Genomic DNA, 18,953 nt, shown 5'->3' on the forward strand with positions numbered 1-18,953 from the left:
AAAATGTCTTACAGAGAAGAGTCGTATTATAAATATAAAGGCTATAGTCAAATAGCAACACAAGGGATAGATTTATCAAGACTATCGCTTGAAGAATTAAGAAACTTATGGGCTAAAACGATGGCAGATGGTTTTCATGGTATATGCTTTAGTATGTATGAAGATGGCCAAAACCCAGGAGATGATATTAGTTTTGAACAAGTAGAACGTCGTGTAAAAATCTTAAAACCTCATGTAGAAGCCATTCGTTCTTTTTCGTGTATAGAAGGAAATGAACATGTTCCTGTAGCAGCTAAAAAACATGGATTAAAAACTTTAGTTGGTGCATGGTTGAGTGACGATAAGGAAGATAATGAAAAAGAAATTGAAGGATTAATTGCGCTTGCAAAAGCAGGGCATGTAGATGTAGCAGCAGTTGGTAATGAGGTGTTATATAGAAATGATTTATCGTTAGAAGAATTGTTAGGTTACATAAAACGAGTGAAGGAAGCGTTGTCTGGTTTAAATATACCAGTGGGTTATGTAGATGCTTATTACGAGTTTTCTCTTCATCCAGAATTGGTTGAAAATACTGATGTTATATTGGCTAATTTATATCCTTTTTGGGAAGGTTGTCCTATTGAATATGCTCTAGGTCATATGCAAGCCATGTACGGTCAAGTTGTTGATGCGGCTCAAGGAAAACCAATTATAGTTACAGAAACAGGTTGGCCTAGTGAAGGCGGAAGTTTTGAAGGGTCTGTAGCTAGTGATGTGGCAGCAATGAAATACTTTATTGATGCGGTACGTTGGACTAAAGAAAACGACATTCCTATATTTTATTTCTCATCTTTTGATGAATCTTGGAAAACAGGTGATGAAGGAGATGTCGGAGCCTATTGGGGACTTTGGGACAAGTATGAGCATCTTAAGTTTTAGTTAAGCATTCTTAAATTGTTATTTAGTACCTATACAATGGATGATTGTAACCCTTTCTGTAATTAAACTTTTTCACTATCTATTTTGCTTGTTTTTCATTAATATAGAATCATATTTTACTTAATATTAGATGAGAAGAGCCTAAACTAAAGAGCCTAACATTTAAATGTTAGGCTTTATTTTTATTTGTAGAAAAGCGTTTATATGACATTTTCTACTCTTATAAGCTATACCATACCCAAATATACTATTACGTAATCACAACCTTAACACAACATTACTACAACATCAATAATTTATCACAGTAAAGAGATGTTGATAGTATCGATGAACTGTTATTAAAAATCGTTCAAATTCCATTTAAAGTACATTTTGTCAAAATCGTAATAAAATAACACTTTTTTTATGTTGTATGTTTTTTGTAGTGGCTAATAATGCGAGATTGTTAATGATGTAGATGTATTTTTATAAGATATACAAATTTAAATTAACTACTTAAATAAAATTTTATGAAAAAAATTACTCTTTTAACTTTTTTACTCATCGGGTCATTAGTTTTCTCTCAAGAACTAGTTACTAATGGTGATTTTGAAACAGGTATGGCTGATCCATGGTTTGGTAATGCAGCTAATGTTGTAGATCAAGGAGGGAACTTCCTTAATCAAGCTAATGTTATGTCAGCTAATCCAGGACAACCTTTTCTGGTTAACTTAAGCCAAAATGTAGATTTAACAAATGGTGTAACATATGAAATGTCTTTTGATGCATTTACTGATAGTGCAACAGGTAGCAGAACTATAGTAGCTGGATTAGGTCAAAATGCAGCACCATTTGCAGCTTTAGTAGAAACTCTAACAATAACTTCTACTTTACAGACATTTACTTTTCAGTTTACGATAAACTATGGTGATGGTGTTGGTGATAGAGTTATATTTGATATGGCTGAGGAAACTGGCTTTATATTTATAGACAATGTATCTGTTACAGAGGTAATGACTACATGTAATAATGGAGTTCAAGATGGAGATGAAACCGGTGTAGATTGTGGAGGATCTGTATGTGAACCATGCATAACTTTACCAGGAGTGCCAGCTCCTACACCACCAGCAAGAGATGCGGCTAGTGTTTTTTCAATATTTAGTAATGCTTATACAAATCAACCAAATGTAGTCTTCGGCGCATTTAACGTTGGTACACAAGATATTACTAATATTCAAGTTGATAGTGATGATGTTACTCAAGTGACTTTAATTCAACCAGATCCTCAATTTCTATTAGTTGATTGGGGTACTATTGTTGATAATACTAGCATGACTCATTTTCATATGGATTATTGGATTGATACAAACCTTACAACAGGGTTAATAGCTAATCCAGCATGGTCTAACCATGTAGGTGATGTTGGTGAAACCTCTTCGTTTGGACTGACTAACCCCGTTTCTACATTTGGAGATTGGGTATCTATAGATGTTCCTCTTTCGACTTTTGATTTTGGAAATAATAGTAATAACCAACAAAGAGATGCATTAAGACAATTTGTACTAACTCTAGCAGGGGCAGATACGGGTAGTAGAACTATCTTTTTAGATAATATATACTTACATAATAATACGACATTAAGTACTAATGAATTTGAGATAGCACAAATTCAAGCTTTCCCTAACCCAACAAAAGGCAGTTGGGAAATTAATAGTATTAATAGAACAATTGAAAGTATTGAGGTTTTTGACATTTTAGGGAAAAATGTATTATCATTAACCCCTAATGCAACAGAAGTATCAATAGATGCTTCAGCATTAATAACAGGTATTTATCTAGCTAGAGTAACTTCTCAAGAAGGTACACAAACACTACGATTAGTTAAAAATTAAGATATTTTAATTTTATTAAATAAAAAACCGCATTCTAAAATGCGGTTTTTTTGTTTAATAATGTTTATAAAAGATTTATAGATTAGTTTAAAATTTAATCCCACTTTTCTTTTATTTTTTCATTCATACCTTCAAGCCATTTAAACTGTTGCTTAATTTGTTCGCGACGTTCAGCAATAGCTTTAGATTTGGCTTCAATGTCGTTTAATACCTTCTGTCTACGTAAACGTTGTTCTTCTTCTTTTTGAAGTATAACCTTTCTTTCGCTTTTTAGCTTAGACTTTTCTAGGTATCGACTTACAGCAATAACACCGAATATTACAAGTAAAAGCCCTATGCTGATTAATACAGTAATAACCCATTCTTTCATAATGTGTTATATTTAAGAGGTTAGTTGTTCTTAAAGATACAAAAAAGTTTATAGATCGTCTTTTAAGTATTCAGAATAATTATAGAGGAGCTCTAGATAGGTATTCTATGATAGAAGTAGTTGCTCCTTTATGTAGTGTAATATAATCCGAATTTAATTGCCCAGATTTTACTCTAAATGGTTGGTCTTCTATTAATGTATGGATAATATCATTAAATTCCTTTTGATTAGAAATTGAAAATAAACCACCATTTTTTTGCATTTTCATGGCTTCTGGAAATTTTTTATGATTATTACCAATAACGATAGGTAAGCTAAATACAGCCGGTTCTAAAATATTGTGCAACCCTGTTTTTCCAATAGCACCTCCTACATAGGCAATATCGGCATAATGATAAGCTTTACTTAACTGACCTATGGTATCTAAAATAAAAACCTTATAATCTTGCAAAGTATTGCTAGACATATTTGTATAGCTTACAGTGTCAGATTCAATTTGTGATACTAAAGATTTGGTATATGATGGTTTTATGTTGTGTGGAGCAATAATAAATTTTATGTCTTTATTTTTACAGCTATTGATTAATGGAATAAAAATAGCATCATCTTCAGGCCAAGAGCTTCCAAAAATGATAGTCGTTTGGTTGTCTTTAAATGTTTCTATATGTGTAAGCGTATTATCAATGTTTAATTGATGACTAACGCGATCATACCGTGTATCTCCAGATACGGAAACAGAAGAATAACCAATACCTTCAATTAAGATTTTGGAGCTTTCGTCTTGAGTAAAAATATGTTCAAAAGCAAATAAGGCATTTCGCATAAAACCACCATAAGACTTAAAAAAAGATTGTTCGGCTCTAAATGTGGCAGAAATTAATAAAGCTCGTAATTGTCGTTGTTGAATCTCTTCTAAAAAATTGGGCCAAATATCATACTTCACAAAAACGATAAGATCAGGATGCACTAGATCTAAAAACTGCTTAGCATTGTTTTTTGTATCTAAAGGTAAATAAACAGCAATATCTGCAATAGGAGAATCTTTTCGTATTTCATAACCCGAAGGAGAAAAAAAGGATAATACAATTTTATGTGTTGGATACTTTTCTTTTAATTGTTGAAAGACAGGAAGTCCTTGCTCGTACTCGCCTAAAGAAGCACAATGAAACCAGAATGTTCTATCTTTTTCTGAAATATGAGTTTTAAGTCTTGTAAAAGTTTCAGATCGGCCAACAACTCCAAGTTTTAGCTTTTTATTAAAAATAGAAGCACCTTTAATAAAGAGATTAGCAATGTGAATACCTGAAGAATATAATGTTTTCAAAAACTCAAATTATTTTATGCTAAAATACAGTTCTTTCAATGAAATGCATTGAACTCATCTTGACTTTTTGTATTTTCGCCAGAGCTTCAAGCGTATTATTCAACAAACGATTCCTTCAGAATGAGAAAAATTCAAATGGTAGATCTTCAAGGTCAATATGCCAAAATTAAAGATATAGTAGATCCATCTATAGAAGAGGTAATGAACAGTGCAACTTTTATAAACGGACCTAAAGTACATCAGTTTCAGAAAAATTTAGAAAATTACCTTAATGTAAAACATGTTATTCCTTGTGCTAACGGAACGGATGCTTTACAGATAGCAATGATGGGTTTAGGTTTAAAACCTGGAGACGAAGTAATAACGGCAGATTTTACGTTTGCGGCTACTGTTGAGGTTATTGCATTGTTACAATTGACACCAGTATTAGTAGATGTTGACCCTGTAACTTTTAATATAGATGTAGATGCTATTAAAAAAGCGATTACACCAAAAACAAAAGCGATTGTCCCAGTACATTTATTTGGATTAGCAGCAGATATGGATGCGATTATGGATTTGGCTAAAGAACATAATCTATATGTAATAGAAGATAATGCACAAGGTATTGGAGGAGATTATACGCATAAAGATGGCTCTAAAACAAAAACAGGAGCGATAGGAGATGTCGCTTCTACTTCATTTTTTCCGTCTAAGAATTTAGGATGTTATGGAGATGGAGGCGCTATTTTTACAAATGATGATGATCTTGCACATACGATTAGAGGTATTGTAAACCACGGAATGTATAAACGTTATCATCATGATGTTGTTGGAGTCAATTCTCGTTTAGATTCAATTCAAGCAGCTGTTTTAGATGCTAAATTACCGCATTTAGATGCATACAATACGGCACGAAGGCATGCTGCTAGAAAATATAATGAAGCTTTTAAAAACCATCCTAGAATAACAACTCCAACCGGTTTATCGAGTTGCGACGGTATTTGTGATAACTGCAACTGTCATGTATTTCATCAATATACACTTAACTTAAATGGAGTAGATAGAGATGCACTAGTGGCGCATTTAAATGAAAACAATATTCCTTGCGGTGTGTATTACCCTATTCCTTTACATAAACAAAAAGCATATGTAGATAGCCGCTATAACGAAGCTGATTTTGTAGTGACCAATCAATTAGTAACATCTGTAATTTCATTACCAATGCATACAGAACTTGATGATGAGCAGATTGATTTTATTACTTCAACAGTTTTAAATTTTATAAACGCTAATTCGTAGCATGAAAATTCTAGTTACAGGTGGGCTTGGTTATATCGGTTCTCATACTGTTGTAGAATTACAGAATGAAGGTTATGACGTTGTTATTATAGATAATTTACAAAATTCTTCAATTGAGGTATTAGAAGGTGTTACTAAAATAACAGGGGTAAAGCCATTGTTTGAAGAGTTAGATTTAAGAGATAAATCTAAAGTTCATACGTTTTTTAAAAAGCATCGAGATATCACTGGTGTTATTCATTTTGCAGCAAGCAAAGCTGTAGGAGAAAGTGTAGAACAACCATTACATTATTACGAAAATAATATTAATACACTAGTTTATGTGCTTCAAGAATTAAGTAAACTAGAAGAACAGAACTTTATTTTTAGTTCATCATGCACAGTATACGGACAAGCGGATGAGTTGCCAATTGACGAAAACGCTCCTATAAAATTAGCAGCATCTCCATATGGCAATACAAAACAAATTGGGGAAGAGATCATTAAAGATGCATGTAAGGTAGATGCTGATTTAAATGCAATCGCATTACGATATTTTAATCCTATTGGAGCACACTCATCTGCTTGTATTGGAGAATTACCGCTTGGTGTACCTCAAAATTTAGTGCCTTTTATTACGCAAAGTGCTATTGGCCTTAGAGGAGAATTACAAGTTTTTGGTAACGATTATCCAACACCAGATGGTACATGTATAAGAGATTACATTCATGTTGTAGATTTAGCTAAAGCACACGTAGTAGCTTTACAACGATTATTGACTAAAAAGAATTTAACCAACTACGAAACTTTTAATCTAGGGACAGGCAAAGGAAGTTCTGTGTTAGAAGTCATTCAATCTTTTGAAAAGGTATCTAACCAAAAATTAAATTATAAAATTGCAGATCGACGAGCAGGAGATGTAATTTCGGCGTATGCAGATACAACCAAAGCAAATACTATTTTAGGATGGAAGACAGAATTAACTTTAGAAGATGCCATGTCTTCTGCCTGGAAATGGGAACAAAACATTAGAAAATAATATAAATAAATTCAATACATATGAAGAAGCTACTTTTACTACTCCTGGTAACCATATCATTTAGTGTAACGGCGCAAGACATCTATTTACATTGTGGTAAATTGATCGACACCAAATCTGGTGAAGTACTCACTGAGAAAACCATCATTGTTTCGGGAAATAAGATTGTATCTGTTGAAAATGGATACGTGAATCCTAAAAAATCAGAAGATTCAATCGTAGATTTAAAAGATAAAACAGTAATGCCAGGGTTAATCGATTTGCATGTGCATATTGAGAGCGAAACTAATCCTAGAAGTTTTGTAGCAAAGTATACAGATAATGAAGCTGATGTTGCATTTCAATCTACAGTATATGCTAAACGCACCTTAATGGCAGGTTTTACAACAGTGAGAGATTTAGGAGGTTCTGGAGTTAATATTGCATTACGAAAAGCCATTGACGCAGGTAAAGTTGATGGGCCACGTATTTTTACGGCTGGTAAAATAATAGCATCTACAGGAGGTCATGGAGATGCTACCAATGGTGCTAAAACAGGATTGTTAGAAGATCCAGGGCCAGATGAAGGTGTTGTAAATTCGGCAGCAGACGCTCGTAAAGCAGTGCGTCAACGCTATAAAAACGGAGCAGATGTTATTAAAATTACAGCAACAGGTGGTGTGCTAAGTGTAGCAAAAAATGGGAGTAATTCTCAGTTTACGGTTGATGAGTTAGAAGCAGTAGTAGAAACGGCTAAAGATTACGGAATGCTAACGGCAGCACATGCGCATGGAGATGAAGGTATGCAGCGCGCAGTTAAAGCTGGGATTAAAACGATTGAACATGGCACATTTATGAGTGAAGTTACTATGGATTTAATGAAGCAAAAACAATCGTATTTGGTGCCAACCATTAGTGCAGGAAAGTATGTTGCGGAAAAAGCAAAGATTGATGGGTTTTATCCAGCAATTATAGTTCCTAAAGCCTTAGAAGTAGGTCCACAATTACAAGGTACTTTTACTAAAGCCTATAAACGAGGAGTGCCAATTGCTTTTGGAACAGATGCAGGTGTATTTCCTCATGGAGAAAACGGAAAAGAATTTCGTTATATGGAAGAAGCAGGAATGCCCGCTATAGAAACCATTCAGTCTGCAACTATTACTAATGCTAAATTATTAAATAGCGAGAATGAATTAGGAGAAATCGCAGCAGGATTCTTTGCTGATATTGTTGCTACAAACGATGATCCTACAAAAAAGATTTCTACAATGGAGAATATTGTTTTTGTAATGAAAAACGGGGTGATTTATAAGAAATAAACTTTATTATTTAGGGTGATTCATTATTCTTATTCCTAATTAATTTTTACCGCCATCACGCTGTGGTGATCTAGGCGAAGGCCATGTTCTTTTTTCTCCAGTTCTTGGGTTAATAGGCATTTTTACTTGATCCCGTGGTGTTTTTTCATCCTCACTTGCCATATATGTTAATATCGCAGTAAGTATTACATTATTTCTTACATCATCAAATACAATTTTATCATAAGTATCTCTATTGGTGTGCCATGTATAATTCCAATATGACCAGCTTAAAGAACTTAAACTAAACGCTGGTGCTCCTGCAGCTAAAAATGAAGCATAATCAGATCCTCCACCACCTGGAAATCCTGGGAAATTAGTTTCTATTTCTCCTCTTATCTCTTGAGGAACGGATTGTAACCATCTTCCTATAAAATCATAAGCGTGTAAAAAACCTTGCCCAGAAATGTTAACTACGCGTCCTGTACCATTATCTTGATTAAATACAGCTTGTATTTCTTTAACGATTTCTGGATGATCTTCAACAAAAGCTCTAGACCCATTTAAGCCTTGCTCTTCACTTCCCCAATGTCCTACTAAAATAGTGCGCTTAGGATTTGGATACATTTTCTTTAAAACACGCATTGCTTCCATCATTACTAGAGTTCCTGTACCATTATCTGTAGCTCCTGTGCCTCCATCCCAAGAATCGAAATGTGCAGATAAGATGACATATTCATTTGGTTTTTCAGAACCTTTAATTTCAGCAATAGTATTAAAATTTGGCACACGCCCTAATTCTTTAGATTCTGCTACAATTTTAATTCTAGGTTTATCTCCATATTCTGCCAATCTGTACAATAATGTATAGTCTTCTAATTCTAAATCTACTGTAGGAATCTTTTTTGTTCTAGCACTAAAAATCTTATTTACTCCAAAACCTCTAGACCAACGACTAGATACAATACCAGCTGCACCTGCATTTTCTAACGCTTCTATTATTGTTCTCCCGTTATACCCTGATCGTCCAATATTTTCTCGCCATGCCTTAGTTTGTTCATCACGTTCATCTTTCATTTTTTGAAACGATACTTCTGTTGCAAATTCTTCCCAATTATAATCTGGTCTTCCTGTCGGTTCTTTCATAGAAATCATAACTAATTTCCCTTTTACATTAGGTAACCAATTCTGGAATGCTATTGAATCTTTAATATTTGCGGGTAAAGTAATTACTTCCGCGGTTACGCCTTCACTCGTTGTACTTGGGTTCCATGCTAATTGAGTGCCTTTTAATGTTTGTATACGTGGATATACCATGTCTATATGTGTAATACCACGTTCCCATCCGCGCCATTCTCCCCACTTTTCATTTCGGGCGTCAATACCCCAAGATTTGTATTTAGAAACTGCCCAATCATTGGCTTGTTTCATTTGTGGAGTTCCAACAAGGCGAGGTCCTATAACATCTAAAAGTTCGTGGCCAAGTTTTTCTAATTGTGAGTTTTCATTAGCTTCAGCAATAATATTTTCGATTACTGAATTTTTGTTTTGGCTAGTTACTATATTAAAGCATAACAAAACAGTTAAAACTGATAACGATAATATGCGTTTCATTTGGTTGTATTTATTGGTTTATATATACGAGTTAGTTTAGGTATACAAATTACAATTTTTAAACACAACAAAAATGCTTTTAAATGTTAAAACCCACTGAAGTAGCTTCAATGGGTTTTAATACAATCTAAAATATTATGTCTAAAGTGTATATACAGCTCTAAAGGTTATAAACCGTGGTTGTAAAAATGTTCTAGAACTAAGTATAGCTAAATTGGTTACGTTATTATTAATATTGGCATCTATATTTAATATGTTATTAGCTCTAACTTCAAACTCCCATTTGGCGTCTCTGTCTTTTCTGTATCCTACACGTGCACTCCATGTTTGAAATGACTCTGAACGACCATCTACATCTTGGTTATTATATGCATAATCTGTAACGAAAGTGACAGAATCCCATATGTATGCATCAAAACGTATAGATGGTGCATTAGTAACAATACGAGAATCTCTTGTTCCTTGGTCTGTATTATTTACTGTATAATTATATCGTAATCTTACATTTGGAGCCTCTCTAAAATTGGTGCGAATTTCAGGCCTATAACCTTGTACAAAACTCTCATTAACTGATTGGCGACCACCAACAAATTGATTTAATATACTATAGTTAAAATTTGCTCTCATCGATGTTATTATTTTACCAAAAGTTTTTTGCCAACTTCCAGTAACCGTTACTGTTTCATCAGCAAACTGAGAATTGAAGAATGTCCCTGTTCTAATAACATTATCAAACGATGTAATACTTCTTATTTGATCAGTATTTCGAGTATAGCTAGCTCTTGCAAAAACATTTGTATTATTAAACAAATTAAAACTTCTGTAAAACAAAGAAAAGTTATGCCTTAAACCATTCTGTAATTCGGCATTACCAAAGGATAAATTATCAAAGCTATTTAATACAAGACCTTCTGCTAAACTGGTTACATCAGTAAACTGATTACTTAATCTATAATTAAATTGTAAACTCTCAGAAGTTTTAAATTGAATACGTGCTTCTAGCTCGGGCAATACTCTAAAGAAATTATCTTCAAATTTATCACCAAATTGAATATTTTGATTTCCATAAGAATGGAATGACAATCCTGGCCTAAGTGTAAATTTGCCAACTCGAACATTATATCTCGTCGCTAAATATATATCTCTAAAATTATATTCCGTATCGTTTACAAGTCCTAAAGTTCCTCCTTCTCCATCGGACACATCGCTCGTAGGGTCTAATTGACTTCCATTATCTAAAAATTGAAAGATATTAGAGTTAAACTCTTGACGACTTAAAATAGTTCCTAGGGTGAAACTAATATTACTTTTTGGACCTAAAATGTTATAATAATCTAACTTGGCATCTAATTGATTTGTTTTTACCAATTGATTCTGACCGATATCATAAACATCTAAAGTCTGATCAAAACCTATTGTTTCTGCTGTCTCATCATAGGCATCTGTAACATTAGGGTCAAGACTATTTTGTAATAATGCATTATAGAACGGATCTTCATTTCTTATAAGGTGCTGTGCTTCTAAAGCAAAAATGTTGTTTTCATTTAATGTATAATAATAATTTAAATTCTGATTGATACTGTATGGTGTTGCTTCATCTAATTGAGACGTTTCACCAATTACCGAAGACAACTCTGATTGACGTTCTTCATCTTTAGATAATCTTGCTAATACATCATAATCTAATTGGTTATTAGCATTTGGTTTATATGATGCACTTAATTTAGCTAAACCTTGATCAGAAGCTTCACGACCTGTATTAATAGTTTCTTCATCAGGTATACCCAAATCTGGGTCTGTATATTGTATAAAACTTTCTTGTCTTGTATTTAAACGTGTTGTATTATAAATAACAAAACCACTTATATCTAGTGTCGTTTTTGGAGAATAACTGAAATTAGTTGCTAATAATTTAGACTCTACACGTTGTGCATTTCTAGAATTGGTTAATCCACCTAAACCATTATTTCCTAAATTAATATTTGTTCCGCTGCTAGCGCTTGGTGCTCTAAATCCACCACCAAAGTTTCTAACATCTCTATTAGAAAGTGCTGGTTCTCCTATATTATTAATATCACCAATGACATTGACACTATATTTAGGACTGTAATAGAATAATTTGGGCTGAACCAAATAGAGTTCGTCATTTGGTGAAGGAGCTGTACCAACACCAACGGTAATATCTCCAAACCAGAAATTCTCTTTACCTTCTTTTAATCTAATATTAATTGCTACATTATCTTGATTATTTTGCACACCACGTAATTGGCTAACTTCAGAAAAATTACGTAATACTTCAATCTTATCTACGGCATTAGAAGGAATATTTTCAGTTGCCAACTTAGAATCTCCGTCAAAGAAATCTTTACCATTTACTGTTATTTTCTGAACGGTATTACCTTCAACTTCTATTTGTCCATTATCATTGATTTCAACGCCTGGAAGTTTCCCTAAAACGTCTCCTAACTTACGTTCAGATCCATTTTTAAAAGAATCTGCATTATATATTATAGTGTCTCCTTTTATTGTAACTGGTAATTCATAAGTTAACTCTACAGCATCTAATGAGTTGTCTGGAACTAAAGTAAAATCTCTGATAAGATCTTCTTCTTTAGTTGTTATTATAGTATCTAAGGTTTTCATGCCCACATAACTCACTTGAACTTTGTAAGCTTTATTTTTACCTAAGGATAATCTGTATTTTCCTTTTGCGTCTGTAATACCGTAGGATTCTAGTGTGCTTGTCTCTTGCTCTATAGCAATGACATTAGCTAATTCTAGAACAATGCCAGTACTGTCTTTAACTGTTCCTTCTAATTTAACTTGGGCAAAAGTAGTGCTAGCTACGCATAGTAGCAGAATAGTGATTAATTTTTTCATGTTTTGGTTAGGGTAAGTTTTTTGATTAATGAATTTAATTAGAAACCTCTTCGTCCGCCACCGCCGCGATTTCCACCACGTCCACGACTGTTACTAAATTCTTCCATTTTCTTTGTAACTATTTTATTGTATTCTTCCTTAGTTACTTCATCTCCTTTAGTTGGAGCTACAATTTTTATTTTCTCTTCAGGATTTATTACTATTTTATTACATATCATTGTAATATTTCCTGCACTGACTTCTAATATTAAACCCGGAAGTCCCCAATATTCTCCTGGTCCTTGACTTACGGCCACTTGAGGAGTATACCATGCTATGACTTCGACAGTTTTTTGTTGATCTTCTTCTTCTTCTTCTTCTGATTTATCTTCTGAACGACCATTTCTTCCTCTTCTAAACATACTTGTAAAATCTACATCTGTAGAAACCTTAGTTGCAGTTGCTTTAAATGCAGTATACTGACCTATTGTTTTAGATTCACCTGTCATTTTCCATTGCAAAGGTTCCATACTCTGTTTTATTAAAAACTTTTTTCCAAAGAATTCTTGATCTTGTATGTATGATTTTGTTTTTAGGTTTTTATATTCTGGTCCAGAAGCAAGACTACTTGCAAAGCCTCCGCCAAATCCACGACCACCTCCAGCTGTTGGTGCGCCTAATTTTTCGTCTTCTTTAAATATTGATTCTTCTTGATTAAAGGATAGCACATACGTTTTCTCTAAGAATTGTTTCATTCTTGCTTCTGCTTGCTTCTTTTGTGCTTCACTTAATTGTCTTCCACCACCAAATTGATTAAGATCGATTGTTGTTTTTGAAATATAGTGTGCTTTACCTTGAAAGCCTTGAGCATTTACATTTAATGAAAAAAGAAGAGTAACTACTAGAATACTGAGTTTAGAAAAAAATGATTTCATAATTAATACGTCTAAAATTGATGTTAATCAAACAAAAGTAATTGATGCTATCTTGTTTTTATACTGTTTATCACAACATTAACATTACTTTTATTTACAAGGATTATTCCTTTAACACCTATTTAGACTCTATATTACTATAATCGTTTAACCTGTAAACGTTAAACTCATGTTAAATATATTAACCTCTTCGACGCCCACGATTATTTCTGAATTCTTGCATTTTTTCAGTAATCGTTTTTTTATAAAGTTTCTTAGTGATTTCCTTACCTCGTGTTGGTGCTTCTATTTTAGATTTTTCATCAGGATTCATAATCAATTTAGAACATAACATTGTAGTATCGCCAGCACTAACTTCTAAAATTAGACCTGGTAAACCCCAATATTCTGATGGCCCATGACGAACAGGAATCTGCATAGTATACCAAGCCTCTACTTGAGTTAATGGAATTTCTAGTGTTTTGGTTTCACTATCAGGAGTTTCAGATTCATTCTCAGTGGTAGTATTTTGAACATCAGACCAAGAGAATGTATACCAATTTAATTCAGAAGTTGGAATTAGCGCTACTGCTTTAAAACAAGTGTAATTACCAATCTGTTTGGTCTCAGATCCTATTTTCCAGTCTATAGATTGCAATTTATCTTTAACTAAAAATTGTTTGCCATAAAATTCTTGTTTTTGTACCTGAGTATTGGTTTTTACATTTTTATATTGATCGCCTGCTGCAAAGTTTTTCCCCCAAGAATCTGTAGCTCCAGAAATAGCATCTAATTTTTCATCTTCCTTAAATATAGATTCTTCTTTATTGAATGTTAAAACAAATGTTTTTTCTAGTCTGTTTTTTAACCGTGATTGTACTTGTTTTTTTTGAGCTTCACTCATTCTAGCTCCCCAACTTCCAAGCTCTAATGAAGACTTAGATACATAATATGCTTTACCCTGAAACTCTTGTGCAACAGGTTTTTCGATTGTGTTGGTAGAAGAGAAAAAGAAGGTAAGTACTAATACACTAATTTTTAAGACGATTGGTTTCATAATAACTTTGTTTAATTATTTAGCTAAAATATTAAACAAATATGTTTAATCATAATTATTCTTATCGTTTAAATAATATTTAACATAAAAAAACACTGGTTTAGAATACTTTAATAAGCACTTTCATGTATTACAAATCGTATCGCAGCCTAAAGGTTATGTATCTTGGTTGTATAAATGTTTGACTAAAATTAGATGAAAAGTTACTGACACTATTTCTATCTCTAGAACGTGTATTTAATAAATTAGTGGCTCTAATCTCGTATTCTAGTTTAGAATCGCTGTTCTTTCTATAGGATAATGTTGCGTTCCAAAAATCAAAAGAGTTTAATGTCTCATCTTCATCACTAATTCGCGTATAGCTGTAATCTGTTCTAAATGTCAAAGCTTTAAAAATATATGCATCAAATTCTACAGATGGAGTATTAGTAAAGAACTTAGTATTTCTACCTCCTTGATTATTATCTGCGGCACTATATGTATATCTAAATTGAATATTTGGTGCATTTATAAAATTAGTACGTATTTGCGCAAAGTAATTTTGATTGTAATTCTCATTTATAGTTGGCACACCTAAAATTAATTGATTAAATCTATTATAGGTAAAACTACCACCTACTGTACCTTTTATTCTTCTGAGACGTTTTTCAAATGACCCAGTTGCTCTAATAGATTCGTTATCTATTGGAGAATTAAATACCGTACGTGTTCTAATAACGCTATTAAAGTCAACGTTACTTTGAACCTGATCTATACTTTTTGTATATGTAATATTTCCAAAAGCTGTGGTTCTGTTAAATTGATTAAAGCTCGAATAATTAATACTGGCAACATGAGATAATGCATTTTCTAAGACTGGATTTCCTGAAAATGGTGAATTAAAATTTGTTAATACTAATCCTCTTGCAAATTGTTTAACATCATTAAACTGAGTTCTTAGATTGTATCTTAAGTTGATACTCTCGGTTTTCTTTAATTTAATTCTAGCACTAAAATCGGGTAGAATTCTAAAAAAATCATCATCAAATTGCTCTCCAAATTGCCTGTTGTTTATATTATAGGCATGTAAGTTAAAGCCTGGTACAAATGTAAAAATACCTGTTATAAATTGATAGTGAGCTCTTAAATAAACATCTGTAAATCTGTAATTTATATCGTTAGAAATTAATCCGTCATTAATTGTAGGAGTTGGCACAAACTCATTACGATCTGTATCTTCTGTATTGCCTAATAATTGAAAGAAATTTGAATCGAAGTCTTGTCTACTTGAAATGACTCCTAGAGTAAAGTTAATATTACTTTTATCTGTAAGCACATTCCAATAGTCTAATTTAGCATCAAATTGATTGGTTTTTACGCGACGTTCTTGAGATAAGTTATAGTTATTAAAATCTCTGTTTAGACCTAAATTATTTGCTGTAGCATCAAAAGCATCTGCATTTAAATCATCATTATTTGTAGGATCATTTTCTAATGCAGCATTATAAAAAGGGTCTTCATCTTGAAGTAGATATTGTGAGTTAAATGCAAAAATATTTTTCGCATTTAATGTGTAGTAGTAATTAAAACTTTGTTTTAAACTATATGGTGTTATATCTTGAAACTGATCTGTATTTCCTGTAACTGTTGAAAAGAAATCTTGATTTTGAGTGGTTTTTGATATACGACCTTGCGCATTGTATTCTAACTGATTCCTAGCATTAGGCTTATATCTTCCTTTTAATTTTAGTAAGCCTACATCTGAAGCCTGCTCGGTTTGAGTCACAGTAGCTTCATCTGGCGGTGTATTTAAAGACTCATCTATTGGTGTATCTGGATTATCTTCAAACTGTACAAATTGCGAAAAACGATTCTGTCTTAAAATTGTACGATTATTAGAAAATATACCAAAGCCACTAATGTTTATACTTTTCTTAGGAGTATACGTAAAATTAGCAGCTCCTAAATTAGTTTCTACATCTAAAGCATTATTATTTTGTGTAGCTAAAAATCCAATATCATTATTTCCTAAGTCAATATTAGTACCACTAGATGCACTTGGAGCTCTAAATCCACTAGAAAATCTAAAAAGATCACTTCTATTTAAAACCACTTCTCCAATATTATTAAGGTCTCCAATAAGATTAATGCTATACTTAGGACTGTAATAAAATAGCTTAGGCTGAAATACATGTAAATTGTCACCAGGCAATGTTGAACTACTAGGTAATCCAGCATCAATTGCAACGCTACTATTAGTCACATTAATATCGCTAGAGGTTCCAGCTCCAGCAGTAATATCTCCAAACCAAAAATTCTTTTTCCCTTCTTTAAGTTTAAGGTTTAATGCTAGGTTATCAGAATTATCCTGTACTCCTTTGAGTTGATCTACTTCTGAAAAATTCCTTAATAACTGAACCTTATCTACAGCATTAGAAGGAATGTTTTTTGTACCTAATTTTGTATCTCCTTCAAAAAAATCTTTGCCATCTACCATAAGTTTAGGTATTGTTTTTCCTTCAAATTTTACTTCGCCAGCATCATTAACTTCAAAGCCTGGCAAGTTTTTAAGCAAATCTCCTAATTTTCTATCTGTGGGTTTTTTAAAAGAATCTGCATTATAGGTTATAGTATCACCATCTACTTTTACAGGAATATCATAGGTTAATTGTATCTCATCTAATAAGTTATCTTCCTTTAAAACAAAATCTTTGACACTATTTTTTTCTTTTGTTTCTAATATTTCACTTATAGCTTTATATCCAATTGAGCTAATTTGTATTTTGTATTTAGTATTTTTCTTTAAATCAAGTCTGTATTTACCTGCTTCATTAGTAATTGCAAAAGATTCTAACCCATTGGTTTCGCTATTAATAGCAACTACATTTACAATTTCTAAGGGATTTCCAATACTGTCTTTTACAATACCTTCTACTTTAACTTGAGCAAAAGAAATGCTGGCTACTATGAAAAACATAGCAGTGAATATATATTTCATGCGATATGATTTATGGATTAAATTTTATGAAACACCTGTTTTTAATTAGAACTTTAAAGTAAAAACAGGCACTTCATTATTTGATTGATGATTGATAGTCATTTAAAGTTTAGCCTCCAATTCTTATAAATTGAACAGCTTCACCATTTCTTCCTCTAGATTTAAACTCTTCCATTTGTTCTTCGGTTTTCTTGCGAACAATCTCATCGTATTCTTTTTGAGATATTTTTTTGCCTTTTTTAGGTTCTTTAATTTCAAAACCGTCTTCTGGATTAATTTCAATCTTGCTACAAATTGTAGTAGTTCTTCCATCATTAACTTCAAGTATTAACCCTGGAAGACCGTGATAAATACCTGGACCTGTACTTACCGGGATTTGTGGTGTATACCAAGCTGTAACAGTAACCTCAACTTCTTTAGTTTCTGGTTCTTTCTTTTCTTTTTTATCATCATCTTTCTTTTCATTAACGCTAAAACTTGAAAATGAACTCACACGCTCTGTTCTTGTAAACGTTTTTGTGGCTTTATAGCATATGTATTCTCCTATATTTTTAGTTTCATTTTCTAACTTCCAATCGTGCTTTTCAAGTTCATCTTGTACCAAGAATAATTTACTAAAACTTTCTCTAGAACTTGTATACCTGTCTTCTTTTATGTTTTTGTATAATAAATCTCCTCCTGCACCTGAAAAGCTAACAGACATACTAAATCCACTTGAATTAGGAGCAGGTGCTGCCAATTTTTCTTCTTTTTTATAAACGGATTGCTGCTTATCGAAACTTAATTTATAGGTCTGTTGTGTGCCTTTCTTTAATTGCTCCATAAGCTGTTCTTGAATCTCAGAAGAGACTTTAAAACTGCCTGAAGATGTTTTTATTCCACCTCCATCTTCTTCATCTAATTTAAGATCTAGCTTGGTTAGGGTTTTGTAAGTTGCTACTCCTTTAAATTCTTGTGCACAGACAGAACCTGAAATTAGTATTGTAAGTAATAGTTTAATGATTGTTTTCATGATTTATTATTTTGATTTGTAACATTTAATTGCCTTTTCTCTAATGGTTTCAACACCTTTTAAAAATTCTTTTTTGTTATTTGAATTTCCTTTAATGGAATATGAAATATTCGATTTTAAACCATTCTCCGTTTTTTCTCTATTACACGTAATTTTAAAAGAAATATCTTCTCCATCTTTAACATCATCAAAAATATCTTCAATATCGTTAACTGTGAATGTAGATTTTAGGTCTTCTTCAGAATCTACAGTGACATGAATACTCATGCGCTCAATTTCAACTTTCTTATCAGAAATTTTCATATCTCCCTTTAAATTCTTCGTTTGTGCAAAACTTATAGTTACTACTATAAGTGCTAAGGCAGTCATTAATTTCTTCACAGCATTTATTTTATGATTAGTATTCTACAAATATCTAAATCCCATTTGTTTTATAGCGTTAACCAACGTTAACGTGTGTT

The 18,953-nt window shown here is 32.4% G+C and carries 14 protein-coding genes; 5 read left to right on the top strand and 9 right to left on the bottom strand.

Annotated features, from left to right (window positions below; genetic code table 11):
- Positions 1–3: 3 nt before the first annotated feature.
- Together K8Z87_RS04340 and K8Z87_RS04345 are read left to right on the top strand one after the other, a co-directional pair.
- Positions 4–918, top strand: a complete 915-nt coding sequence (locus K8Z87_RS04340) for a glycoside hydrolase family 17 protein (RefSeq protein WP_227476259.1) — start codon at positions 4–6, stop codon at positions 916–918.
- Positions 919–1,427: 509 nt separating this feature from the next.
- Complete coding sequence (locus K8Z87_RS04345; RefSeq protein ID WP_227476260.1) at positions 1,428–2,789, top strand: T9SS type A sorting domain-containing protein; 1,362 nt, start codon at positions 1,428–1,430, stop codon at positions 2,787–2,789.
- A gap of 94 nt (positions 2,790–2,883) precedes the next feature.
- Here K8Z87_RS04345 and K8Z87_RS04350 read toward each other — a convergent pair whose 3' ends face one another.
- Complete coding sequence (locus K8Z87_RS04350; protein WP_227476261.1) at positions 2,884–3,159, bottom strand: hypothetical protein; 276 nt, start codon at positions 3,157–3,159, stop codon at positions 2,884–2,886.
- 79 nt (positions 3,160–3,238) lie between these two features.
- Entirely contained in the window at positions 3,239–4,483 is a 1,245-nt protein-coding gene (locus K8Z87_RS04355) for a 3-deoxy-D-manno-octulosonic acid transferase (RefSeq protein WP_227476262.1), read from the bottom strand.
- Positions 4,484–4,603: 120 nt separating this feature from the next.
- Between K8Z87_RS04355 and K8Z87_RS04360 the strand changes: the two genes are divergently transcribed.
- Genes K8Z87_RS04360 through K8Z87_RS04370 form a run of 3 tightly spaced genes read left to right on the top strand, consistent with a single transcriptional unit; the run spans position 4,604 to position 8,080 of the window.
- Complete coding sequence (locus K8Z87_RS04360) at positions 4,604–5,764, top strand: DegT/DnrJ/EryC1/StrS family aminotransferase (RefSeq protein ID WP_227476263.1); 1,161 nt, start codon at positions 4,604–4,606, stop codon at positions 5,762–5,764.
- A 1-nt stretch (position 5,765) separates the two neighbouring features.
- On the top strand, positions 5,766–6,782 hold the full coding sequence (gene galE / locus K8Z87_RS04365) for a UDP-glucose 4-epimerase GalE (RefSeq protein ID WP_227476264.1): 1,017 nt from the start codon (positions 5,766–5,768) through the stop codon (positions 6,780–6,782).
- A 20-nt stretch (positions 6,783–6,802) separates the two neighbouring features.
- A complete protein-coding gene (locus K8Z87_RS04370; protein WP_227476265.1) occupies positions 6,803–8,080 on the top strand; it encodes a metal-dependent hydrolase family protein in 1,278 nt (425 codons plus the stop codon).
- A 39-nt stretch (positions 8,081–8,119) separates the two neighbouring features.
- Here the strand turns inward: K8Z87_RS04370 and K8Z87_RS04375 are convergent, their stop codons facing one another.
- The 7 genes from K8Z87_RS04375 to K8Z87_RS04405 all read right to left on the bottom strand — a co-directional run bounded on the left by K8Z87_RS04375 (position 8,120) and on the right by K8Z87_RS04405 (position 18,873).
- On the bottom strand, positions 8,120–9,673 hold the full coding sequence (locus K8Z87_RS04375; protein WP_227476266.1) for a M20/M25/M40 family metallo-hydrolase: 1,554 nt from the start codon (positions 9,671–9,673) through the stop codon (positions 8,120–8,122).
- A gap of 141 nt (positions 9,674–9,814) precedes the next feature.
- On the bottom strand, positions 9,815–12,553 hold the full coding sequence (locus tag K8Z87_RS04380) for a TonB-dependent receptor (protein ID WP_227476267.1): 2,739 nt from the start codon (positions 12,551–12,553) through the stop codon (positions 9,815–9,817).
- A gap of 38 nt (positions 12,554–12,591) precedes the next feature.
- Entirely contained in the window at positions 12,592–13,467 is an 876-nt protein-coding gene (locus K8Z87_RS04385) for a GLPGLI family protein (protein WP_227476268.1), read from the bottom strand.
- Between the two features lie 181 nt (positions 13,468–13,648).
- Positions 13,649–14,503, bottom strand: a complete 855-nt coding sequence (locus K8Z87_RS04390) for a GLPGLI family protein (RefSeq protein WP_227476269.1) — start codon at positions 14,501–14,503, stop codon at positions 13,649–13,651.
- 130 nt (positions 14,504–14,633) lie between these two features.
- The gene (locus tag K8Z87_RS04395) at positions 14,634–17,480 is read right to left on the bottom strand and encodes a carboxypeptidase regulatory-like domain-containing protein (RefSeq protein ID WP_227476270.1); all 2,847 of its coding nucleotides are present in this window, start codon (positions 17,478–17,480) and stop codon (positions 14,634–14,636) included.
- A 109-nt stretch (positions 17,481–17,589) separates the two neighbouring features.
- Positions 17,590–18,492, bottom strand: a complete 903-nt coding sequence (locus K8Z87_RS04400) for a GLPGLI family protein (RefSeq protein ID WP_227476271.1) — start codon at positions 18,490–18,492, stop codon at positions 17,590–17,592.
- A gap of 6 nt (positions 18,493–18,498) precedes the next feature.
- The gene (locus K8Z87_RS04405; protein ID WP_227476272.1) at positions 18,499–18,873 is read right to left on the bottom strand and encodes a hypothetical protein; all 375 of its coding nucleotides are present in this window, start codon (positions 18,871–18,873) and stop codon (positions 18,499–18,501) included.
- Positions 18,874–18,953 lie beyond the last annotated feature (80 nt).

The sequence above is a fragment of the Winogradskyella immobilis genome (assembly GCF_021887715.1).
GTDB lineage: Bacteria > Bacteroidota > Bacteroidia > Flavobacteriales > Flavobacteriaceae > Winogradskyella > Winogradskyella immobilis.